Origin of the sequence: Mycolicibacterium agri (genome assembly GCF_002553505.1) — a bacterium.
GTDB lineage: Bacteria > Actinomycetota > Actinomycetes > Mycobacteriales > Mycobacteriaceae > Mycobacterium > Mycobacterium agri.
On the sequence record NZ_PDCP01000019.1, the window covers coordinates 67694 to 90842 of the forward strand.

The 23149-nt window shown below is 64.6% G+C and carries 21 protein-coding genes and 1 pseudogene; 12 read left to right on the forward strand and 10 right to left on the reverse strand.

Annotation, left to right across the window (positions count from 1 at the left end; genetic code table 11):
• Positions 1-56 precede the first annotated feature (56 nt).
• The 5 genes from CQY20_RS12845 to CQY20_RS12865 all read left to right on the forward strand — a co-directional run bounded on the left by CQY20_RS12845 (position 57) and on the right by CQY20_RS12865 (position 4832).
• Complete coding sequence (locus CQY20_RS12845; RefSeq protein ID WP_097940460.1) at positions 57-1286, forward strand: MFS transporter; 1230 nt, start codon at positions 57-59, stop codon at positions 1284-1286.
• A gap of 90 nt (positions 1287-1376) precedes the next feature.
• A complete protein-coding gene (locus CQY20_RS12850; RefSeq protein WP_097940461.1) occupies positions 1377-1961 on the forward strand; it encodes a TetR/AcrR family transcriptional regulator in 585 nt (194 codons plus the stop codon).
• A 57-nt stretch (positions 1962-2018) separates the two neighbouring features.
• Positions 2019-2618 carry a DUF308 domain-containing protein gene (locus CQY20_RS12855; protein WP_097940462.1) on the forward strand — a complete coding sequence of 200 codons (600 nt, stop codon included), beginning with the start codon at positions 2019-2021 and terminating at the stop codon, positions 2616-2618.
• A 697-nt stretch (positions 2619-3315) separates the two neighbouring features.
• A complete protein-coding gene (locus CQY20_RS12860; RefSeq protein WP_165789255.1) occupies positions 3316-3939 on the forward strand; it encodes a GNAT family N-acetyltransferase in 624 nt (207 codons plus the stop codon).
• Positions 3936-4832: an NmrA family NAD(P)-binding protein gene (locus tag CQY20_RS12865; protein WP_097940464.1), complete on the forward strand. Its 897-nt coding sequence runs from the start codon at positions 3936-3938 to the stop codon at positions 4830-4832. The genes CQY20_RS12860 and CQY20_RS12865 overlap by 4 nt, the downstream gene beginning before the upstream one ends.
• 114 nt (positions 4833-4946) lie before the next feature.
• Here CQY20_RS12865 and CQY20_RS12870 read toward each other — a convergent pair.
• A pseudogene (locus CQY20_RS12870) lies at positions 4947-6424 on the reverse strand (dihydrolipoyl dehydrogenase family protein).
• A gap of 167 nt (positions 6425-6591) precedes the next feature.
• Between CQY20_RS12870 and CQY20_RS12875 the strand changes: the two are divergent.
• The 4 genes from CQY20_RS12875 to CQY20_RS12890 all read left to right on the forward strand — a co-directional run bounded on the left by CQY20_RS12875 (position 6592) and on the right by CQY20_RS12890 (position 10339).
• Complete coding sequence (locus CQY20_RS12875; protein ID WP_207767272.1) at positions 6592-7500, forward strand: LysR family transcriptional regulator; 909 nt, start codon at positions 6592-6594, stop codon at positions 7498-7500.
• Between the two features lie 150 nt (positions 7501-7650).
• Complete coding sequence (locus tag CQY20_RS12880) at positions 7651-8364, forward strand: SDR family oxidoreductase (protein WP_097940501.1); 714 nt, start codon at positions 7651-7653, stop codon at positions 8362-8364.
• 116 nt (positions 8365-8480) lie between these two features.
• Complete coding sequence (locus CQY20_RS12885) at positions 8481-9503, forward strand: fused (3R)-hydroxyacyl-ACP dehydratase subunits HadA/HadB (protein WP_097940465.1); 1023 nt, start codon at positions 8481-8483, stop codon at positions 9501-9503.
• Positions 9504-9517: 14 nt separating this feature from the next.
• Positions 9518-10339 (forward strand): MOSC domain-containing protein, encoded by an 822-nt coding sequence (locus tag CQY20_RS12890; protein WP_097940466.1) that lies wholly within the window; start codon positions 9518-9520, stop codon positions 10337-10339.
• Positions 10340-10351: 12 nt separating this feature from the next.
• Here CQY20_RS12890 and CQY20_RS12895 read toward each other — a convergent pair whose 3' ends face one another.
• The 9 genes from CQY20_RS12895 to CQY20_RS12935 form a co-directional block, all read right to left on the reverse strand.
• Complete coding sequence (locus CQY20_RS12895; protein WP_097940467.1) at positions 10352-11182, reverse strand: LLM class F420-dependent oxidoreductase; 831 nt, start codon at positions 11180-11182, stop codon at positions 10352-10354.
• Positions 11183-11294: 112 nt separating this feature from the next.
• Positions 11295-13046 carry a dihydroxy-acid dehydratase gene (locus CQY20_RS12900; RefSeq protein WP_097940468.1) on the reverse strand — a complete coding sequence of 584 codons (1752 nt, stop codon included), beginning with the start codon at positions 13044-13046 and terminating at the stop codon, positions 11295-11297.
• A 29-nt stretch (positions 13047-13075) separates the two neighbouring features.
• A complete protein-coding gene (locus tag CQY20_RS12905; protein WP_097940469.1) occupies positions 13076-14803 on the reverse strand; it encodes a phytoene desaturase family protein in 1728 nt (575 codons plus the stop codon).
• Between the two features lies 1 nt (position 14804).
• Positions 14805-15131, reverse strand: coding sequence for a RedY/HapK family protein (locus tag CQY20_RS12910; protein ID WP_097940470.1), 327 nt, complete (start codon positions 15129-15131; stop codon positions 14805-14807).
• Position 15132: 1 nt separating this feature from the next.
• Complete coding sequence (locus tag CQY20_RS12915) at positions 15133-16569, reverse strand: aminobutyraldehyde dehydrogenase (RefSeq protein ID WP_097940471.1); 1437 nt, start codon at positions 16567-16569, stop codon at positions 15133-15135.
• Between the two features lie 56 nt (positions 16570-16625).
• Positions 16626-18179 (reverse strand): APC family permease, encoded by a 1554-nt coding sequence (locus tag CQY20_RS12920; protein WP_097940472.1) that lies wholly within the window; start codon positions 18177-18179, stop codon positions 16626-16628.
• A gap of 20 nt (positions 18180-18199) precedes the next feature.
• Positions 18200-19234 (reverse strand): 4-hydroxy-2-oxovalerate aldolase, encoded by a 1035-nt coding sequence (gene dmpG, locus CQY20_RS12925; protein ID WP_174814706.1) that lies wholly within the window; start codon positions 19232-19234, stop codon positions 18200-18202.
• Positions 19234-20175, reverse strand: coding sequence for an acetaldehyde dehydrogenase (acetylating) (locus CQY20_RS12930; RefSeq protein WP_272938809.1), 942 nt, complete (start codon positions 20173-20175; stop codon positions 19234-19236). The genes dmpG and CQY20_RS12930 overlap by 1 nt, the downstream gene beginning before the upstream one ends.
• Positions 20176-20226: 51 nt before the next feature.
• Positions 20227-21186 (reverse strand): hypothetical protein, encoded by a 960-nt coding sequence (locus CQY20_RS12935; RefSeq protein WP_097940474.1) that lies wholly within the window; start codon positions 21184-21186, stop codon positions 20227-20229.
• A gap of 61 nt (positions 21187-21247) precedes the next feature.
• Here CQY20_RS12935 and CQY20_RS34830 point away from each other — a divergent pair, with 61 nt between their 5' ends.
• The 3 genes from CQY20_RS34830 (at position 21248) to CQY20_RS12945 (ending at position 23144) form a co-directional block, all read left to right on the forward strand.
• Positions 21248-21418, forward strand: a complete 171-nt coding sequence (locus CQY20_RS34830) for a hypothetical protein (RefSeq protein WP_163701075.1) — start codon at positions 21248-21250, stop codon at positions 21416-21418.
• Entirely contained in the window at positions 21415-22182 is a 768-nt protein-coding gene (locus tag CQY20_RS12940; protein WP_097940475.1) for an IclR family transcriptional regulator, read from the forward strand. The genes CQY20_RS34830 and CQY20_RS12940 overlap by 4 nt, the downstream gene beginning before the upstream one ends.
• A gap of 110 nt (positions 22183-22292) precedes the next feature.
• Entirely contained in the window at positions 22293-23144 is an 852-nt protein-coding gene (locus CQY20_RS12945; RefSeq protein WP_097940476.1) for an oxidoreductase, read from the forward strand.
• Positions 23145-23149 lie beyond the last annotated feature (5 nt).

Sequence of the window (23149 nt, forward strand, 5' to 3'; positions counted from 1 at the left end):
CGGCGGTCGCGTACTTTTGACTGGGGGGTTTACTTGCTACTCAACATGATTGAGAGATGACCGCGCGGAGTGACAACGACCGGCTCGCCGCCGACCGCGGCGTAGGGTCACGTTGGGTGCTGGTCACACTGTGCGTCACCGAAATCACCAGTTGGGGCGTCCTGTATTACGCGTTCAGCGTCCTGTCCGGGCAGATCTGCGCCGACACGGGCTGGTCGCCGCCCGCAGTGACAGGGGCGTTCTCAGCCGGATTGGTCATCTCCGCGCTCGCCGGCATCGCGGTCGGGCGCTGGTTGGATCGGTACGGCCCCCGCTGGATCATGACGGCCGGCTCGGTGCTCGGCGCGTTGTCGGTGGTCGCCGTCGCGCTCGCCCCCAACTTCGGGTGGTTCGTGGCTGCCTGGATTGCCGCCGGGTTCGCGATGAGCGCGGCGCTGTATCCGCCGGCATTCGCCGCGCTCACGCGCTACTTCGCACCCAACGCCGTACCCGCCTTGACCGCGTTGACATTGGCAGCCGGGCTATCCAGTACTGTCTTCGCGCCGCTCACCGCCGCCTTGGACTCCCACTTGGGCTGGCGTGACACCTTTCTCGTCCTCGCCGGTGTTCTCGCCGTGGTGACCATCCCGGCACACTTCTTCGGGCTGCGTCGGCCGTGGCCACGGATCGAGCACCACCACCATGCGGTGGAGCATCCCACCCGAACCGCGCGCAGCCTGCCGTTCATCGCATTGACAGCCTCGTTCGCCCTCACCGCGCTGGCGTCGTACGCGGTGATCGTGAATCTCGTGCCGCTTATGACACAGCGCGGAGTCAGCACCGGCGCCGCAGCGGTGACGCTCGGATTGGGTGGCGCAGCGCAGGTATTGGGACGCTTCGGATATCAGACGATGGTCAGGCGGATCGGTGTCGTGCCGCGCAGTGTGATCGTGATGGCAGCGGTCGCCGTGACCACCACCCTGCTGGGCGTCGTCACCTCGCTCGCCGCGCTCGTCGCGGTTGTCTTCGCCGCCGGTATGGCCCGCGGCGTCATGACCCTGCTGCAGGCCACGGCAGTGACCGAGCGTTGGGGGACAACACACTACGGCCGGCTAAGCGGCATTCTGGCCGCCCCCGTCATGGTCGCCACCGCTGTCGGTCCCTTCGTCGGTGCCGCGCTGGCCAGTCTGTTGGACGGGTATGCCGCCATGTTCATCGCGCTCGGCGCTGTGGCGACCGCCGCGGCGGCGATGGCGACGGCCACCAGAGCCCGTGCCCTTTCCACCGCTGCTCAGAGCGCTCATTGAGCCCTGTTCCGCGGGTTGATCGACGACCACCCCGCCCCATGTGCGCAGTCGGATTTGTCAGCCTACCTACTAGAAGGTAGGCTGACGGCCATGCGCAGCGCCACCGACACCGCCGACGAGATCCTTCGGTGCGCACGATCGCTGATCGTCGCCGGCGGTTACAACGGGTTCAGCTACGCCGACATCGCCGCGATCGTCGGGATCCGCAAGGCGAGCATTCATCACCACTTCCCCACCAAGGTCCACCTCGTCCGCACACTGGTCGAGCGGTACCGCGAAGAGGCCGTGGGCGGTATGGCCGAAATCGAACGTCGTTCGCCAAACACGGTCGGTCAACTACGCGGTTACACCGGCTACTGGGAGGCCTGCATCGGCGAGCCCACGACCAGTTACTGCGTATGTGCCCTTCTGGCCAGTCAGATTCCCGTTCTCCCAGAAGAGGTCGCACTGGAAGTGCGGGCGTACTTCCGCGCGCTGTCGGCATGGCTCGCATCCGTCCTCGACCGTGGCGCACAGGAGGGCGAATTGGTCTTGTCCGATAATGCCCAATCCGAAGCCGAGATGTTCATGGCGACGGTGCACGGGGCGATGCTGTCGGCTAGGGCCTACGGCGATCCGAAGATCTTCGGGGCGATCACACAACCCATGATCGAACGTCTGGTGCGCCGACGCTAGGACCTAGTTGATTTGCGCTGCCGTGCTTCGTATCGCGAGTGCGGAAACCACTAAAGAATGGAAAACAAGGTGACAAGTACAGCTCTGAATACGCCCATAGCCACGGACACCGACAACCATTGGCTGCATTCGTATTACCTGCTGCGCGCCGCGGTTGCCGGCGTCTGGGTTGCCGCCGCATTCATCATCGGCACCCAGGTCTCGGCGGTCGCGGGTGTTCTGCTTGTGCTCTACCCACTTTGGGATGCGGTAGGCAATCTCATGGATGCGCAACACAACGGCGGACTGAGGCGAAACCCGACCCAGACGCTCAACACCGTCGTCAGCATCCTCACTGCTGGGGCCGTGGCAATAACGCTCGCGATCGGCATGAACGCTGTGCTCGGCATGTTCGGAGTGTGGGCGACGCTGGCAGGGCTTTTCCAGCTCGCGACAGGAGTGCGTCGGTGGAAAAACTATGGCGCGCAATGGCCCATGATCCTCAGTGGCGCTCAGTCGGCACTCGTCGGCATTCTGTTCTTGAAGCAGGCCAACGCACCCGAGGTGCCTGGCGTCGCCGACATCGCGCCCTACGCAGCGTTCGGCGCCCTCTACTTCCTCATCGCGGCTGTCTGGCTGGCCGGATCACAGGCACGTCGGCGCAAGAGCACATCCTGATATCGATGGAACCTCCTCGTGAAGCGCTTCCCGCCCCAGTGCGGGAAGCGTTTTCATGTCGTCGCACCCTTTGCGAGGTAACGCCGCTACGCAAGTGCAGCGCGACGCCCATCGTCATCCTGCCGGTCTCGCCCCACATGCCCAGCTTTGCGTCGTGGAAGGAATACTTCTCGCCGCGCCGTGTACTGACTGTCAACCCGTCGCCGGTGACCAAAATGACGATCTCCCTTGCGCCGCGACCACCGCGTCCAGAGGTAGACGCCACCGAACAACAGCGCCAAAGCCGCCGCCTGGAATCCATACATTACGGGGCCCTGTGACCCAGAACGGAGGTTGCGCGACAAACTGGCGCACCCCGTAAGACCTGCTCACATCGTTCATCGCTCGAGCGTGCCCACCTCGACCGGCTACCGATCACCGGTCCGCTCCGTTTCCTGGCGTGAGCACAACGCGCACAAGTGCGCCCGCCTGGCACCTCCGAAATTCTCGCTGTAGATGCGAATCGAGGTTTCTGTGCAGGCACCGCCGCCGGCGCCATTGGCACCACTGATCGTAACCATCGGCAAACGTCATGGCCGTCGGCAATTCGCAGGCTCTGCAAATCGGTTCCCTTACTTAGAGGTTTACAGCCTGCCGAGAGGATCGATCCATGTCGACACAGCGTGCAAGCTCGCGAAGGAGTCGACCGGTGCGCCGCGTGGACCCCGACATCGTCGTTCGCGAGTGGCGACCTGAAGACCTACCCAATCTCGAACGCCTTGGCGCTCAGCTCTCGCGCCGCACGTTGGCATCGCGATTCCATGGTGGAGCCACTGGAATACCGGAGGACTACCTGAATTACATCCGTCAATGGTGGCCAACGCGCTGGAATGCAGCAGTTGCGTTGCGTGGTGGGATATTGATCGGGTGGTCCGAGTACAGCCTTGACCACACCGACCTGCGCGGAGCAGAGGTCGGGGTATGCGTTGCCGAAGCGGAGCAAGGACGCGGTTTGGGAACTGCCTTGGTCAGAGCAGCCATAGATCTGTGCGTAGCACGCGACGTGAGCACTATCCATGCTCTGGTCAGTGACGACAACGCGGCAGCGTTGTGCCTCTATCGAAAAGTGATGCCGCGCAACGGCGAAAGCAAAGCAACTGGCCATACTGTGACCTACCGCCTCGACATCGAGCCCAGCGCCTTCACACTGTCGTCGGCGGCAACAGCCTCCGTTACGGTCGCCGGTGAGGAACCCCGCACCTCGCGCTCGCCGCTGCGGGCGGTACAGACGGGTGGACCCCGAAGCGGAAAGCTTCGAAGACGTAGGAGAATTCGGCGATGAAGCCTGCCGACAGACAGCTGTTCCTCATCACTGGCGCCACCGGGAAAACGGGCCGGCATGCCGTTCGTCTTCTGGTACAACGAGGGTTTCGCGTACGCGCCCTGGTACATCGGGAAGACGATCGCTCTCGGTTGTTGACAGAGGCCGGTGCTGAAGTCGTCATTGGCGACCTGCTGGATATGCCGACCGTCCGCGCAGCATTGGACGGCGTCAACCGCGCGTACTTCACCTACCCGATCCGTCCCCATCTACTCGAGGCCACTGCAGTTTTCGCGCAGGCAGCGCACGATGTTCGTAGCGTCGATGCAGTAGTGAACATGTCGCAAGTTTCCGCACGGCCCGACGCTGTGAGTAATGCGGCACGACAACATTGGCTGGCCGAGCGCTGGCTCGATTGGACACCCTTGCGGGTCACGCATCTGCGGCCGACGTTTTTCGCTGAGTGGCTGACTCAATTTGGTGTCTACAACGAACACGAGGGCGTGCTCGCGTTGCCGCTTGGCGACGGCAGGCACGCGCCTATCGCGGCCGAAGACCAGGCGCATGTCATCGCCGCCATCTTGGCGGATCCCGAGCCACACGCGGGAAGGGTGTATCCCCTGTTCGGACCGGTGGAGATGCACCATGACGAGATTGCCGCAGCGATGTCCCTCGCACTTGGTCGACCGGTCCGGTACGAGCCCATCACCGTTGCGGCGTTCGCTGAGAAGCTTCGCGCCTCCGGCGCTGGCGAGCACTTGATTCAACACCTGAGCAATGTCGCGATCGACTATCAGAACGGAATCTTCGCCGGCACCAATGACGTCGTGGAGACGGTCGGGGGCAAAAGCCCCATGACGGTCGAACACTTCGTGGCGGCGAACCGACGAGAGTTTGCAGTCAAGGCGCGCTAGCAGAGCCCAAGTAGCGGAGGCCGTACAACTCAGCCGCCCGATGAGCCACGCGATTGCGCCAGATGCGCAACGGTCACTTTTCGGTCTCTCAACGAAATACAGTGGCAATTAGAGTTATCCGGCGTCTCGATATGCTTCCAGCAGCCGCAGCCAGACCTCGCTGATTGTTGGAAAGCTCGGCACCGCATGCCATAACCGACTGATGGGCACCTGACCCACGACTGCGATAGTCGCTGAATGCAGTAGTTCGGCGACTCCGGGACCGACGAACGTCGCGCCAAGCAGAACCTCCCGCTCGGCATCGATCACCAGCCTCGCACGCCCTGTGTAGCCGTCGGCGTAAAAGTTCGCCCCGGGCACCGATTTACCGAGATCGACGTCGACCACTTGAACCTGATACTCGGCATCACGAGCCTGTGCGGCGGTGAGACCGACTGCGGCGGCTTCCGGATCGGAGAAGAACACCTGCGGCACCGCGAGATGGTCGGCAGTAGCGACATGTGCACCCCACGGTTCGGTGTCGAGTGGCTCACCCGCTGCCCGCGTTGCAATCGCCGCGCCTGCGATACGCGCTTGGTATTTGCCCTGATGGGTCAGCATGGCCCTACCGTTGGCGTCGCCCAGCGCATAGAGCCAGTCGCCGTCAACGTCTGTGACGCGTCCCGTGTCATCCACGGTGATCCAGTCGCCTGGGGTCAGGCCGACGGTGTCGAGTCCGACGTCGCTGGTCAGGGGTTCACGACCGGCGGCGAAGAGAATTTCGTCGACCTCAAGGTCGGTGCCGTCGTCGAGCACCACAGTCACCGGGCCCACGGCGTTCGGTCGGCGCAACTCGGTGACCGATACACCGGTACGTACGACGACGCCGGACTCGGTTAATCGCTGTCCGACTAGTTCACCGACAAACGACTCCATCCGCGGCAGGACGTCCTTGCCGCGCACGAGCAGCGTGACCGACGCTCCTAGCCCCTGCCAGGCGGTCGCCATTTCCACACCAACGCCGCCGCCTCCGACGATTGCCAATCGATGGGGGACAGAACTACTGTCCGTGGCCTTTCGGTTTGTCCACGGACGAGCTTCGACGATCCCTGGCACATCGGGAACAGCCGCGATGCTGCCGGTGGCGATGACGACGGCGTGGCGGGCGCTGAGGCTCTTGGCACCTCCGAAAGTCTCTACCGACACCTTGCGGATGCCGGTTAACCGCGCGTGGCCTCTAAATAACTGTGCACCAATCGCTTTCACCCATTCAGCCTGCCCAGCATCGTCCCAGTCGGTTACGTAGGCATCGCGACGCCTGAATACGCCGTCGGCGTCGATGGGTCCGGTTACAGCTTCTCGGGCGCCTTCGACGCGCCGGCATCGGCGACCGCGGTGACGGGGCGAAGCATGGCCTTGCTGGGGATGCAGCCCCAATACGAGCACTCTCCGCCAACCAGTTCGCGCTCGACCACGGCTACGCTCAGTCCGGCGGCTCGCGTGCGATCGGCAACGGTCTGCCCGACGGGGCCCGCGCCCAGGACGATGACGTCGAAGAGTTCGGTGTCGCGCCCCTGCATGGTCGTGTCGATCACGATGTCGTGCTTCTGCATTTCCTGCCCCTTTCGGCCCATGTCTTTGGCAACCGGATGGACCGCCAAGCAGGACAACGGGATTAATACGGCCGGGTATTGCGCTTGGCTATGTCAATCGCTGATGACGGCGATAAGCTAATTGGCTACCTTGCAGGTGGCTTCGCTGTGTAAAGGGATGACAGGTCGTGGAGCTGCGCGAGTTGAATGCGTTTGTGGTCATCGTCGAAGAAGGCGGAATGTCCGCAGCGTCTCGCCGGCTTCACGTCAGCCAGTCGGCGTTATCGCAAACAGTCAACGCGCTGGAGCGCGAGCTTGGTGTAAAGCTACTTGTTCGAAGCAGCACTGGCGTCGGTCCGACGGAGGCCGGGACGGCGTTGCTGGGCGAGGCCCGTGCGGTGCTCGCTCGGCAAGCTCAGGCGCTACGCACGATGGCGAACTACACCAACAAAGCTAGCGGAGTCATCAGATTGGGTGTGCCGTTGGAGCCACCGCGTGGCATGCTGCCGCGGACGCTCTCGCGATTCACCGAGAGCCGGCCCGACGCTCGAGTCGTTCCCCATTATCTGTCCAGTTCGGCACAGTTCGCCGCCCTTCGCGATGGTGAGCTTGACGTCGGTCTGGTCCGTGAGCGTCACGCTGGATCTGAGTTCGACGCCATGCTGGTCAACCGGGAAACCCTCGGGGTTCTCACCACATTGGAGGTCTCCACCAAGCTTGCCGGCCAACACGGGATTCCCCTCGACGCTCTCGGCGGAATGGAATGGGTGGGGTTTCCCCGTCAAGACTCTCCGGCCTGGTACGACGAGCTGACCGCAATCCTGCGCAGTCACGGAATTGACATCGCCCTTCCGCGGCAAGAGCACGAACTCATCCCCGCGGTGAAGCTGATCAGCGTTGGCGCGAGCGGTGGACGAGCGTTCGCGCTTGCCCCCGAAGACTGGCCGCATCCCCGTCCCGCCCACATCGCGTGGTCGCCGCTCGTTGCCCACCCACTCATCCGTCGCACATGGGTGGTGTGGCCGGCCAATTCGCGTCGCCGCGACATTGGACACCTGATCGCTGCCTTCGAGGAGGCGGACATCTCGGACAGGTAGCGACACCGGTTGACCGAAAGGCCATTCGTCGCGCTAATAACCGCTATCTGGAGTTGGCATCGTGCCCAGCAATAGATCCGATCAGCCGATGGGTTCTCTCCGTCAACGGCGCGGAGCCGTCATCTATTCGGCTCAAGCGGGAGGACCATGATGCAGATCGAAGGTTCAGTCGCGTTTGTGACCGGCGCGAACCGAGGATTGGGTCGCGCATTCGTGCAAGCGCTTCAGTCCCGCGGTGCAACGAAGGTCTACGCCGGGGTCCGCAATCCCGACCGGCTCACCCTGTCCGGAGTCGTGCCAATGAGGTTCGATCTCACCGAACCGGCCTCGATCGCCGCCGCGGCACAGCACTGCCGTGATGTGACGCTGCTGATCAACAACGCCGCACTCGGCAAGGTGAACGTGGGTGCCCTCGATACCGCATTCATCGATCTGTCTCGCGAGATGTTCGAGACCAACTTCTATGGCACCGTCCGGTCCTGCCAAGCTTTCGCTCCTGCCATCGTGGGCAATCGACCCAGCGCGATCATGAACGTATTATCCGACGCCACATGGTTCGCGCGACCCATGGTGTCCGCGTACTCGGCGACGAAATCTGCCGCATGGAGCTACACGAACGCACTGCGTGTGGAGTTGCGCGAGACCGACACACAGGTGGTGGGCCTGCACGTCGGCTTCATCGACACCGACATGGCGCGCGATATCGACGCCGTGAAGAGTTCGCCCGACTTCGTCGCACACGTCGCCCTGGACGGACTCGCACGCGGCGACGAGGAGGTCCTCGCCGACGAACAGTCCCGCCTAGTCAAGCGGACGCTATCCACCGAAGACGGTTACTACCTGGACCCCCCGCCCCTGGTTTAACGAATTCGTGGGGACTGCTCCTGCGAGCACAGGGCGTTTCAGCGTGGCGGCGTACGCGGGTTAGGGTCGTTCGATCGGCCTCAGCGAACAAGTCGATAGAAAAGTTGAGCACATCCATGACCGCAGCAGACACGTCGGCACTCGAAGCGCGGGTCGGCCACTACTACCAGATGGACAACACCTATCTGGTCGGCCGCGAGAAGCTACGCGAGTACGCGCGCGCCGTTCAGGACTACCACCCGGCGCACTGGGAGGTCGCCGCAGCGGCCGAGCTGGGCTATTCGGACCTGGTCGCGCCGCTCACCTTCACCTCGACGCCCGGCATGACCTGCAATCGCCGCATGTTCGAGCAGATCGTCGTCGGCTATGAGACCTACCTGCAGACCGAGGAAGTGTTCGAGCAGCACCGCCCGATCGTCGCCGGCGATGAACTGACCATCGACGTCGAGTTGACGTCAGTGCGCAGGATCGCGGGCCGCGACCTGATCACCGTTACCAACACTTTCACCGACACCGCCGGCGAGCGGGTGCACACGTTGCACACCACGGTCGTCGGCGTCACCGCCGAGGATGTGGATCCGAAGATCAAGGAGTCTGTCGCGAAGGCGATGATGCATGACGTCGACATCCTCGCGATCGGCGCCGACGAGGAGTACCACAAGACGGTGCGCCCGCCCCGCGAGGTGCGAATTGCCCAGGAAGGTATGACCCGCACCCCCGGAACACCGTCGTTCGACGATGTGAAGGTCGGCGACGAGCTGCCCGTGCAGCACACCCGGCTGTCCCGTGGCGATCTGGTGAACTATGCCGGCGTGGCCGGCGACGCCAACCCGATCCACTGGGACGAGACCATCGCCAAACTGGCCGGCCTTCCCGACGTCATCGCCCACGGCATGCTCACCATGGGTCTGGGCGCCGGGTACGTCTCCAAATGGTCGGGTGACCCGGGCGCGGTGACGCGCTACGCGGTGCGGCTGTCGGCGCCCGCGATCGTGTCCGCCGAGGGCGCCGACATCGAGTTCAGCGGCCGGATCAAGTCGCTGGACCCGGAAACCCGCTCCGGCGTGATCATGGTCGCGGCGAAGTCGGCGGGCAAGAAGATCTTCGGCCTGGCGACGCTGAACGTCCGCTTCCGCTGAGGGGCTGCTCTGGCATGAGTGTTGAGGTGACCGGGCGGGTGACCATGCTCCGCCGCTACCCGGTGAAGTCGATGTTGGGTGAGCAGTGCGCGACGCTCGACGTGAATCCGCCTGGCGTAGTGGGTGATCGGCGTTACGCGTTCATTGACGACGAGACCGGCAGGGTCGCCACCGCCAAGAATCCACGCCTGTGGCGCCGTCTGTTGCAGTGCTCCGCGGTCACTGCCGCCGACGGTGTCGTGGTGACGTTGCCCGACGGCCGGACGGTGCCGATCGACGAGGCCGCGGAGCCGGTGTCAGAACTCTGCGGCCGCAAGGTGCACGTCGCCGATGAACGGTCGGCAGGCGCCGTGGTCGAGCGGTCCGACCCGATCGATGTGCTGACCCACGGCGTCGACGCCGAAATCGAAGCCGCCCTACTGGAAATCGCTCAAGGTACCTCTGGTGGTGCGTTCGTCGACCATTCGCCGGTACACCTGATCACCACCGCGACGCTGGACGCCGTCGGCCTCGGCTCGGACGAGGCGCTGCGCTACCGGCCGAACATCGTGATCGAGACTCCCGACGGATGCCCGCCGTTCGTCGAAAACGATTGGGTCGGTATGACAATCCGCGTCGGCGGTGTCGCATTGGACGGCACCATGCCGACGCCGCGCTGTTCGGTGCCGACGCTGGAACACGGCGCGATGCCACGCTCGCCGCAGGCCGTTCGCTATCCGTTCGAGCACAACCGCGTCGAGGCAGGCGATTTCGGCAACCTGCCCTGCGCCGGCCTCTACGCGGCGGTCAGCGTCGGCGGCACGGTGCGTGAAGGCGACGAGGTCAGGATCGACTGACGCCGACGGCGATTAGCCGCGGTACTCGGCGACCTTCTTCGCATACTCGTCGAGCAGACGCAGTGATTCGTCGCGCGGCTTCGTCGGCAACAGCAGATTCACCTGCCGATACCCGAGGTTTTCGTGGGCCTGCCAGTAGTCCGGCTTGATCGGGGTGCCGAATGTCGTCAGTGGGACGTCGTGGCCGGCGCGCTCACGCATCTGCTCGATCCGCTTGGTGAGGCGCTCGACCGGCAGCGGGTTGGAAATCCAGCCAGCCTGATGGCGGATCACCCGCTTGACGGTCGCATCGGAGTCGCCTCCGATCAGGATCGGCGGGTGCGGCTTTTGCACCGGCTTCGGCCGCATATAGGACGGATCGAAATCAACGAATTTGCCGTGGTATTCGGCGGGCTCCTGGGTCCAGAGCGCCTTGATCGCCTCGATACGTTCGTCCAGCAGCGCGCCGCGGGTCTTCGGATCCGTGCCGTGGTGGCGCAGCTCCTCGATGTTCCATCCCGCGCCGACACCGAAGACGAACCGGCCGCCCGAGATCAGGTCGATGCTGGCGGCCTCCTTCGCGGTGATGATCGGGTCTCGCTGGATGAGCAGAGCGATGCCGGTGATCAACTCGATCTTGGAGGTCACGGCCGCGGCCGCGGCGAGCGTGACGAACGGGTCGAGCGTGCGGTAGTAGATGGACGGCAGCTCGCCACCCTGCGGATACGGGGTTTCCCGGCTGGCGGGGAGGTGCGTGTGCTCGGCGATCGCCAGCGCGTGGAAGCCTCGCTCTTCGATCGCGCGTGCCAGCGTCACGGTGTCGATGGTGTCATCGTTGACGAATGTGGAGATTCCGAATTCCATGTGCACCTCGCTCTAGCTGTCAACGCTGAGAAACGCTTCCGCTACACGAGGCTATTCCTCACCCCTGTGAGGACTCGCTGCCGAGGTCCTGTGGCTTTCGCCACGAGGGGCGCTACCAGCCGCCCACCCATCCATCGAAGACGCCTTCGGGTTCGGCGGCCGGGTCGTCGGAACGGCCGACGAGGAAGTCGAAGTCACACCCGGTGTCGGCCTGCATCACATGGTCGACGTAGAGGGCCGCATACCCCCGTCGCGGCGGCGCCTTGGCCCCGGTATCGCTGGTGCGGCGGCGCTCGTCAATCTCGGCATCGGACAGGCGCACGCTGAGCGTTCCTGCGGGTGCGTCCAGCGAGATGATGTCGCCGTCGGCGATCAATCCGAGTGGCCCACCGGCCGCGGATTCGGGGCTGACATGCAAGACGCATGTGCCATAGGCCGTTCCACTCATGCGCGCATCGGAAATGCGGACCATGTCGGTGACACCCTGGCGGAGCAACTTGCTCGGGATGGGCAGCTGACCCCATTCGGGCATGCCGGGTGCGCCTCGCGGTCCCGTGTTGCGCAGCACAAGCACCGAGTCGGCGGTGACGTCGAGATCCGGGTCGTCGAAGCGGGCCATCATGTCGCCCATGCTGTCGAAAACCACGGCGGGGCCTTCGTGCACGAGCAATTCGGGGCTGGCGGCACTGGTCTTGATGACCGCGCCGGCGGGGGCGAGGTTGCCGCGTACGACCGCCAGGCCGTTGGGTGGCTGGAAGGGATGGTCGAGGTCGGCCAGCACCTCGCCGTCCGGATTGACGGCCGACGGGAGGTTGTCGCGCACCGTTTTTCCCGTGGCGGTGATGGCGTGGGTGTGCAGCAGCGGTTCGAGGATCTTCATCACCGCGGGAATACCGCCCACGTGGAAGACTTGCTCGACGAGATGCCGCCCGGCCGGCCGCACATTGACGACAAGTGGTGTGCGGTCGGCTAATTCGGCGAACCGGTCGAGGGTCAGGTTCACACCGACGCGGCCTGCGATGGCCAACAGGTGCAGGATCGCGTTCGTCGACCCGCCGACAGACAGCATCAAGGTGATGGCGTTGTCGAAGGCTTCCCCGGTCAGGACCTGAGAGGGCCGCAGACCTTCGAGTGCCATGTCGACTGCGCGTGCGCCGCACATCTCGGCGACCTGCATTCGGCGTGAGTCCATCGCAGGCACTGCCGCCGCGCCCGGCAGCGTCATACCGAGGCCTTCCACGATCGCGGCCATCGTGGACGCGGTGCCCATCTCCGGACAGTGGCCCTGCGAGGGTCCGGCGGCCGCTTCCAACCGGTCGTAATCGGCCATGCTCAACGTGCCTTCGCGGACCCGGTCCATGTAATGCCAGATGTCGGTGCCGACGCCGATCTGGCGTCCGTCGAAGACTGCCGGTGTCGCCGGCCCGCCGGTGACCATGATGGCGGGCACGTCGGCGCTGGCGGCGCCCATCAGTTGCGCGGGAACGGTTTTGTCGCAGCCGCCGAGCAGGACTACCGCATCGAACGGGTACGCCCGAATCGACTCCTCGACGTCCATCGCCATCAAATTGCGGAACAACATAGTCGTCGGCTTCATCAACTGCTCGCCCAGCGAGACGGTGGGAAACTCCAGCGGGAACCCGCCCGCTGTAAGCACTCCTCGGCGCACCGCATCGGCGAGACCGCGAAAGTGCATGTTGCAGTTGACCACTTCCGACCACGAGTTGCAGATCCCCACGACGGGGCGACCTTCCACGGCCATCCGTGAGAAACCGGAGGCACGCATCGCGGCTCGGTGCGCGAACCCGGGGATGTCGCGTCCGCCGAACCATCTGCTGCTCTTCAGCGGAGATGATTCCGCCATCGATGTACCACTCCCCTCCAGTCCTGCGGTCAGTAACGGCTGCGGGCGGCGTACGCGGTGACCTTGCGCAGCGCGGGTTGCCTCGCGGCCCGGTAGCCCAGCCAGCGGCCGGCGCGCGTTCCCATCAGTTGGCCGACCAGACGCTGCTGCCATGGCGGACACACAGGCGCGTCGGTACGTCGGGGCCGAAGCGCGGCGACGCCTGCGGCGTCGTCGAGTGCGACGCGCGCAGCGTTGTGGCCGCTGGCGCCCATGACGCCGCCGCCCGGGTGGGTGCCCGACCCGCAAAGGTAGTAACCGTCGATCGGCGTTCGATAGTGCGCAATCTCGGGTAACGGTCTCGCGCCGAAGAGCTGGTCGAGCATCATACTTCCGTGGAAGATGTTTCCGTCGGTGATCAGATACTCGTTGTCCAGGTCGTCGGGGGTGATCACGACGCGATCGAGGATGTGGTCGCGCAGATTGGGCGCGTAGGTGAATAGATCCTCCAGTACCAGGTCGGCCCACCGTTGTTTCTCGGCGGCCCAGGTCGTGCCGGTCAGCTGCGACGGAAGTTGTTGTATGCCAAGCGTCATGGTGTGCAACCCGGGTGGGGCGAGCGTCGGGTCGGTCACCGATTGAATGACGGCCTCGATGACGAACGAGTCGGGGAACGTGCCTCGGCGTTGAGCTTCCCACGCCTGCTCGAAGGCCTCCCTGCTGGGACCGAGCAATTGGTGACCGTGGTGCTGCGGACCTTCGCTCGCGTCGGAAAACGGAAGATATTGCGGCAGTTCGTCTATCAACAGGTGGATCCGCGCCATCGATCCTCGCGTGTCGATGTTCGCGACGTCGCGGGCGAGTCGGGCATCGAGAACGCCCGGCTCGAGCAGGCCCAGCAGCGACCGTTTGGGGTCGGCGTTGGACAGCACCTGCGCGGCGGTGATGACGGTTCCGTCGACCAGGCGCACGCCCTCGGCTTTTCCGCCGCGCACGATCACCTTGTCCACGGGAGCACCCGTTCGGATGGTCGCGCCGTAGTGGCGGGCACCGGCGGCCAGCGCCTCCGAGATTGCGCCCATACCGCCACGGGCCATCCCGAATTGACCGAAGTTACCGTTGAATTCGCCCCACGAATGATGCCCGTAGGTGTAGGCGGTACCAGGACTGGAGGGGCCGCCGTAGATCGACACCATGCCGAAGAAGGTCAGCATCGACTTGATGCGTTCGTCTTGGAAGTAGCGATCCAGTAGGTCGCGCACCGAGAGCAGTGTGAACTCGTCGAACAGCGTCTGCTCACCCGCCGCTTCAAATCTGGCGAGCACCTCGGAGCGCTCCGGCGGCAGTTCAAGCAGCCATGGCGTCACCAGGCCGGCAAACTTCTGCACCCGCATGCCGAAGTCCAAGAACGCCTGCGCGTCACGCTTGTTCAACTTCTCCAGTTCGCGCAGCGTGCGGTCGGTCTCCTTCCACATCGTGAAGTGGGTGCCGTCGCGAAACAGGCTGAACGACAACGCATCACCTTGATAGAGCTCCAGGCCGAAACGCCGCAGTTCGAGTTCTTCGATGATCTCGGGCCGCAGCAGTCCCGCGATGAATGCGCACGATGACCACTTGCTGTCGGGTATCAGCTCCTCGGTGACGCACGCGCCGCCGACCACGTCGCGGGCTTCGAGCACCAGCACCGATCTGCCCGCCTTGGCCAGATAGTTCGCCGCCACGAGTCCGTTGTGTCCGGCACCGATGACGATGGCGTCGTAATTCTGTGTGGAGGACATGTCACTTCTCTTCCGGCGGCGACAGCGGGCGGGTAAAGACGGTGCTGACCGTCGAGGTGTCGACCAGTTCGGAGAATCGTTGCACGATGGGAGCCAATTCGGGAGCCCCGTCACGGATCGCCTCCCATTCGGGCCAGGAGGCGACCGTCATCAGCTCGATCACCTCGACGCGCGACGGGTCGGCGTCCGCGATGAACACGTCGAACCGCTTTACCTCGGGAAACGACAGACACACTGGGCGGTCCACCTCGCGGGAGAACCGCTCGAACTGCGCCGCGGTGACACCTGGTCGCAGCGAGAACCTGTTGATGGCGGTAACCGGGGACATGCTACGCAGCCTCGGTGTTGACCATGACGTGCTTGATCTCGGTGTATTCCTCGAGCGCGTACACCGACATGTCCTTGCCGTTGCCCGACTGCTTGAACCCGCCGTGCGGCATCTCCGGCGTGACCGGCAGATGGTCGTTGACCCATACCGTGCCGAACTGCAGATCGGCGGCCACCGACATCGCGCGCGCGACGTCGCGAGTGAACACCGACGCCGCGAGTCCGTACTCGGTGTCGTTGGCCCAGCCGACGATGTCATCGGTATCGGCGAATTTAGTGATCGAGGTGACCGGGCCGAACACCTCGTTGCTGACGATCTCATCGCCCTGGCGGGCACCCACGACGAGGGTCGGCGCGGTGTAGAAGCCGACGCCGGGGTCGTCGCCCTGCAAAATCTCGACGTGGCCGCTGCACTGAGCCCGCTCGACGAAATCTTCCACCCGGCGGCGGTGCGCGTCGGTGATCACCGGGCCCATGGCGGTCGCTTCGTCCTGCAGGTCGCCCAGTGAGAGCCCTTGGACGGCCTTGTGCAGGCTGGCGACGAACTCGTCGTGAACGGCTTCATGCACATACAGCCGCGACGCCGCCATGCAGTCCTGGCCCGAGTTGCAGAACGCGCCCTCCATCACTTTGTCCACGGCCAGGTCGATCGTGGCGTCGGGGAAGACCAGCACGGGCGCCTTGCCGCCCAGTTCGAGGTGCAGTCGCTTGAGGTTCGAGTCCGCCGAGGCATGCAACAGAGCACGTCCGGTCTGTAGCGATCCCGTCAGTGACGACATCCGTACTCGGGGATGGCTGACCAAGCGGGCGCCGACGTTGGGCCCGTCCCCGGTGACCACGTTCAACACGCCGGCCGGGAACAGGTCGGAGGCCAGCTCGGCGAGCCGCAGTGCGGAGAACGGCGTGTGCTCAGATGGCTTGAGCACCAGGGTGTTTCCGGTGAGAACGGCCGGCGCGATCTTCCAGATGGCCATCAGCAGTGGGTAGTTCCACGGCGCCACCGATCCCACCACTCCGAGTGGGTCGCGCCGGATGATGCTCATCTTGCCCGCGACGTACTCGCCCGCGGCGCGGCCCTCCAGCGAGCGCGCCGCTCCCGCGAAGAACCGGAGGTGATCGGCGATCATCTCCATCTCCTCGCGGGCCAACCCGATCGGCTTGCCGACGTTGCGCGATTCGATCTGCGCCAGGGTCTCGAGGTCGTCTTCCACCCGGTCGGCCAGTTTGAGCACCGCTCGGCTGCGCTCACCGACCGGGGTCTTGGACCATCCGTAGAAGGCCGCGTCGGCGGCTTGGACGGCTCGGTCGACGTCGGTCGCACCGGCGCTAGCAACCTCGGCGAACTGTTCGCCGTTGGCGGGAGCGAGAATCGCGTCGACATCACCGGACGCGGCGTCGGTCCACTGGCCGTTGATGAACATCTTCGGATGGAATGTCATGGTGTTCCTCGATTCTTTTGGTGGTGCGTCGAGCGATTGCGTTGCAGCTGAACCGTTTAGGTTGCCTCGGGGGCCGGCTCGTCGAGTTGGCGTTCGTTGAGCGCCCGCCCCACTCGCTCGTAGCGCTGCGGCGCGGTGTATTTGAGGTAGATGCCGTAAACCATGCCGATGGCCAAGGCGATGAACACCAGCGACACCATCAGCACCGCGGTTCCGCCGTGCACACCCAGCAGCACGTCCAGGCTGCCCAGCGTGACGATGACGAAGTAGCCGAGGCCGGCGATGGCCAGCAGTGGAGCGATGAAGGTGTTCCACGGCCGCTTGTCGACACTGGACCGGCGGAAGAACACGAAGATGGCGATCGCGGCGAGCAGTTGTGAACTGATGACGCCAATGGCGCCGATGCCGGTCGCCCATGTCCACAGGGTGGCGAACGGGTCGCTGGTGACCGCGCCGAATGCGAGGACCACGATCAATACCATCGCGGTCTGTGTCAGCGCAGCCACCCACGGGGTCTGCCGCTTGGCGTTCGTCCAGCCCAGCGGCCGCCAGATCAGGCCCTGCCTGCCCAGCGAGAACAGATAGCGCGACACGTTGTTGTGGAAGGTGACGATCGCGGCGAAGATCGCAGTGCAGATGAGGATTTGGAAGATCAGCGAGATGTTGTGGCCGATGATGTCGTCGCTTGCCGCGAAGATGAAGTCGCCGCCTTCTGCGGTGGCCATCGCGATCACCCGGTCGAGCCCTAGCGCGTTGATCACGAGCCAGCCGGCGATCGCGTAGAAGATTCCCATGAACGCGACCGAGATGTAGGTGGCGCGGGGCACGGTACGTTGCGGGTCCTTCGCTTCTTCGCCGTAGATGGCCGACCCCTCGAACCCGATGAACGAAGCATGGGCGAACATCAACGCGACACCGACCGCGCCGCCGAACACCACAGATGGACTGAACGGTTCCAGCGAGAAGTCGCTCACCGGAACGTTTTTCCCGCTCAGGCTGAACAGCGACAGGATGGTGATCATCGTGACTTCCAGCGACATGAACACGCCGAGGACCTTCGCTCCGGCGTGTACGCCCTGAATGCCCAAGCCGAGGCAGCCGACCATGGCCACCATCGAAACCAGCCACCACGGCAGGTGGACGCCGAACTTGTTGTTGATCAATTCGCCTGCGTAGTAGCCGAATCCGCCGTAGAGGCCGGCCTGGATCGCGTTGTAGGCGAAGATCGCCAGCGTGGCCGCGCCCAGCCCGGGGATGCGTCCCAGCCCGAGCGTGGAGTAGGCGTAGAAGGCCCCGGCATTGGTGACATGTCGGCTCATCGCGACGTAGCCGACGGCGAAGATCATCAACACCGCCGCGGCGACCACGAAGGCGCCTGGCATCCCGATGCCGTTGCCCGCCGAGATCATGATGGGGAACAGGCCGACCACGACGGTCAGCGGGGAGGCCGCGGCGATGATGTAGAACACGATGCTCGGCACCCCCAAGGTGTTTTCCTTGAGGCCGTTGTTCCGGCGTCCGGCGGCTTGACGGATCGGGCTCTTCAGTGCCGACGGTGCTGCGGCGGAATCGCTGACTTGCGCTGGAGGCGGGAGGGTGGGATTGGTCATCGACTTCTTCCGGGGAGTGATCAGCAGGATGCCGCTGCGCCGCGACAGGTGGGGGTGGCCAGAAGGTCCAGGGCCACGTCGGTGAGTAGGTCTTCCTGACCACCGACCATGCCGCGTGCGCCTGCTTCGAGAATCAGGCTGCGTGGCGGTACGCCGTACTCGGTGCCGATGCGCTCGGCATGTAACAGAAAGCTGGAGTAGACCCCGGCATATCCGAGGGTCAACGTTTCCCTGTCGATGCGCACCGGGCGACGTTGCAACGGCCGCACGAGATCCTCCGCGGCGTCCATCAGTGCGAAGACGTCGCAGTGGTGTTTCCACCCGGTGACGTCGGCGAGCGCGACGAACACTTCCAATGGGCAATTGCCCGCACCGGCGCCGAGTCCGGTCAGTGAGGCGTCGACCCGATGGGCGCCTTCCTCGACGGCGACGACCGAGTTGGCCACGCCCAGCCCCAGGTTGTGGTGGGCGTGGATGCCGATGGTGGTGGCCGGGTCGAGGATGTCTCGGTAGGCGCGGATGCGGTCACGGACGTCGCTCATGGTCAGCCGCCCGCCCGAATCGGTCACGTAGACGCACTGAGCTCCCGCGTCCTGCATGATTTTGGCTTGTCGGGCAAGGCTGTTCGCGTCGGTCATGTGCGACATCATCAGGAAGCCGGCGACGTCCATGCCGCGTTCGCGCGCAGCGTCGATGTGCTGCTCAGGGATGTCGGCTTCAGTGCAGTGGGTGGCCACTCGCACCGATGTGACGCCCAGGTCCGCTGCGGCCGTCAAGTCGTCCAGTGTGCCGATGCCCGGTAGCAGCAGGGTGGTCAGGCGCGCTCGAGTGAGGACCTCGGCGGCTGTGCTGATCCAGTCGGCGTCGGGGTGGCTGCCCGCTCCGTAGGTGAGGCTTCCGCCAGCCAGTCCGTCGCCGTGGGCCACCTCGATGGCGGCCACGCCGCACCTGTCCAGTGCCGCGGCGATGCGGCGAGCATCCGGCAATTCCAACTGGTGACCGATCGCGTGCATGCCGTCACGCAGTGTGACGTCCTGGACGTAGATATCGGTCATCACAGCGAAACCCTCTGAGGCTCAGCGCGATCAGCGGCTATCAACTCGCCCACCCGGACCGCGGCGGCCGTCATGATGTCGAGATTTCCCGCGTACGGAGGCAGATAATCGGCGGCGCCCTCGACTTCAAGAAAAACCGTCACGTGGCACATCGGCCCCTCGATGTCACCGGCAAGGCTGCGACGGGTGTCGCCAGGGGGGACGTCGACCATCTGCACGTCCTGCTTGAGCCGATATCCCGGCACGTATTTCGCGACGGCCTCAACCATGTCGACGACGGCTCCCGCGATTGCCGCGTCATCGGTCCGCTCGATCAGTGCCGTCACGGTGTCGCGCATGATGACCGGCGGGTCGGCAGGGTTGAGCACGATGATGGCCTTGGCCCGTTGCGCACCGCCCACGGCGCGAAGGGCGCGTGCCGTCGTGACCGTGAATTCGTCGATGTTGGCGCGAGTGCCCGGCCCGGCCGATCGCGACGAGATGGACGCCACGATTTCGGCGTAGTGAACGGTAGTGACGCGTGACAGCGCCGCGACAACAGGTACGGTCGCCTGACCGCCGCAGGTCACCATGTTCACATTTGTTGCTGCGCAATGCTCTTCGAGGTTGACCGTCGGCACGACGAAGGGTCCGACCGCGGCCGGGGTGAGGTCGATTACCCGGCGTCCGGTGCGCTGCAGCCGGGCCCAGTTGTACATATGCGCGTCGGCGCTGGTGGCGTCGAAAACGATGTCGACATCACGGAACGCCTCCGACATGAGCAAGGCGTCGATACCGCCGGCGGCGGTCCACAACCCGTAGCCGCGGGCTCGCGACAGCCCGTCACTGGATGGGTCGATCCCCACCATGGCGACCGGCTCGAGCGTCGAATGGCGCCGGAGCTTCACCATCAAGTCGGTGCCGATGTTGCCCGACCCGACGATGGCTGCTTGTGCACTCACGAGGTCTTCTTTCTGGTCTGTCGTCGTCGTGTCGTCGCCGTGGGCCGTAGCTCAGTGCATCAATGCGTTCCGTTGCGGCGCAGGCGATACGGTGATGCCGGGTGTGGTCGCGGCGGCGAGCTCGTTGAGGATCGCTGCGTGACGAACCTTGTGTCGCACCAACTTTTCGTGAAATTCGGGCTCGATCCAGCCGTTGTACATAACCCCTTCTGATTCGCCCGGCTCGATCTTGAAGTACACCGGGCTTGTCACGGCCGCGATTTGGCCTGCCTCCCACAGCCGGTTCATCCCGCCGAAGGAGTCGAAGGTCTCTGCCCACACGTCGAGGGGAATGTCGACCTTGCTGCGGATCGCGGCGAGCATCGGCCGGCTCAGGTCGCCGACCGGGTTGACGCTGTCGGCGCCGAGGTCCTGCATGATTTTGATGGCCGCCGGGTTGGCGTGTCCGGCGTAGACGGACACCTTGAATTTGGTGTCGGCGGGGATGTGCCCGGCGTCGCGCGCCTTGTGGAGAATCTGCAACACGCCCTCGTCCCACACCAGGGCGCCGCGCAACCCGGTCGAGAAGATCCGCAAGTAATCGTCGAGTAGGTAGCGGATATTGTCGATCCCCCGCACCCGACGCCCGCCGGATTGCCCTTCGGTGCTCAACGCCTGGCGGCCGACATCCCAGCCGGTCCGGGGGCCGGGCACGGCGATCACCTCGATGCCGTTCTCGTCGGCCAGAGTGGCGAAGTCGCGCAACTCCTCCTTGGTGAGCAGCGTTGTTCCACCCCCGAATGCCACGACGCGGTTGATGAAGACCCCGTGCTTGGTCGCTTCGTCGAGCATCGCTTCCAGGGTCGACACCCGCTCGACGCCGGATATCTCCAGGCGGTAGTGGCCGCCGTCGGGGAAGCGCTTGTCCGATGGCGTCAAGGCGTAGTCATCGGCCGTCGGCAGGAGTTGCGCGGCGAGGATCCCGGCCCCGTCGATCCTCGATGACCCGTTGCCCGACGGTGTCGATGACATTAAGCGCTCCTTTGGTTGGCCAGCCGAGCGGCTTTCGCTGACTGAAACTAGCTTGCAGTGATTGAAACTTGACGACGGCGACTGTCCGGTGTCAATGGAGCCGACGGAATTTCTTTCAGTAATCGTTGCCTCGTTTCACTGGATGAAAGATGACCCGAGCGATGCCGGGTCGCAGCGCGAACAGCAGGCAGCGGACATCTTTCAATCGCTGCTGATACCCTTCACTGAGTGAAAGAGCATCGTGAAGTCAGCACCACGCTGTCCGGCGTCGAACGCACCGTCCGAATCCTGAAGGCGGTCGAGGCAGCGGGCGCGACGAACCTCGCCGACATCGCCCGGCGCGCCGGACTCAACGAGGCGACCGCGCTGCGATATCTGAACAGCTTGAGCAACCTCGGCTTCATCGAGCGATTCGATTCCACGCAGTATCGCCTCGGGTGGGAAGTGTTTCGGATGGGCCAGCACGCCATTTCGGACCGGGTGCCGCGCGACGCCGTCCGTCCGACGATGGAGAACCTGTTGGCGGAGTTCAACGAGACGGTCAACTTCGCGATGATCAAGGGCGACGCCGTCGTCATCATCGACGTGTTGGAGAGTCGGCGCGGCGTCAAGAAGACCAACGTCGTCGGGCAGCATGACCCATGGCATGCGTCCGCGCTGGGCAAGTCCCTGCTCGCGTCGATGTCAGATGCCGAGTGGCGCAACATCGTTGGGACCGCACCGTTGCCGGCATTCACCGCGCAGACCATCACCTCGATCGAGGGTCTCGCCGACGAAATCGAACGCACGCGTGCCCGCGGTTACGCCATCGACAACGAAGAAGCCGACGAAGAGCTGTGCTGCGTGGCTGCGGCCGTGCCTGCCAGGGCGGGACAGACGCCCGAGTACGCGTTGAGCGTCAGCTTCGTCACCCATCGGCTGGCGCCTGACAGCTTGGCGTACGCCGGTCAGAAGGTGCGGGAGGCAGCCGAGCAGATCGGCGCCAAACTCCGCTAATCCCCAATCGGCGTCCCTGTCGAGGTGGTTCCGACTTGGAAAGTTGACATTGTGTCGATTCGAGTTGACACTGTGTCAAGACCCATCGCTCGACGAGAAGGACAGCTGCTGTGCGTACATTCCTCATCACCGGAGTCAGCACTGGACTGGGGCGCGCGTTCGCCTCGGCCGCCCTGCAGGCCGGCGACGTAGTCGTCGGCACGGTGCGCAAGCCTGACGACGCCGCGGCCTTCGAGGCCCTGGGTCCCGGCCGTGCGCACGCCCGGTTGCTCGATGTCACCGACGACGCCGCGGTCTTTCGTACGGTCGCCGAGGTCGAATCGACGGTGGGTCCGGTCGATGTGGTGATCGCCAATGCCGGTTACGGCGTCGAGGGCATCTTCGAAGAAACGCCCCTTTCGGATGTGCGAGCGCAGTTCGCTACCAACGTGTTTGGCGTCGCCGCGACACTGCAGGCCGCCATGCCCTACATGCGGCAGCGTCGCGCTGGCCATCTGATGGCGGTGACTTCCATGGGCGGCCTCATGGCGGTCCCGGGCATGTCGGCCTACTGCGCGAGCAAGTTCGCGGTGGAGGGTCTGCTGGAAAGCCTGCGAAAAGAGGTCGCGGACTTCGGCGTTCACGTGACCGCCATCGAGCCGGGTTCGTTCCGCACCGACTGGGCCGGTCGCTCGATGACGCGCGCCGAGCGGTCGATCGCCGACTACGACGCGCTGATGGATCCGATCCGCACTGCGCGACAGAAGGCAAGCGGCAACCAGTTGGGCAACCCCGAGAAGGCGGCCGAGGCCGTCCTGTCGATCCTGGATGTCGACGAGCCGCCCGCGCACTTGGTGCTCGGCTCGGATGCACTGCGTTTGGCCTCCGCGGCCCGCAAGGCTGTCGACGACGATATCCGACAGTGGGAAAAACTGTCTCGCAGCACGGATTTCCCTGACGGCGCTCAGCTCGCCGCGAGCTGACGCCC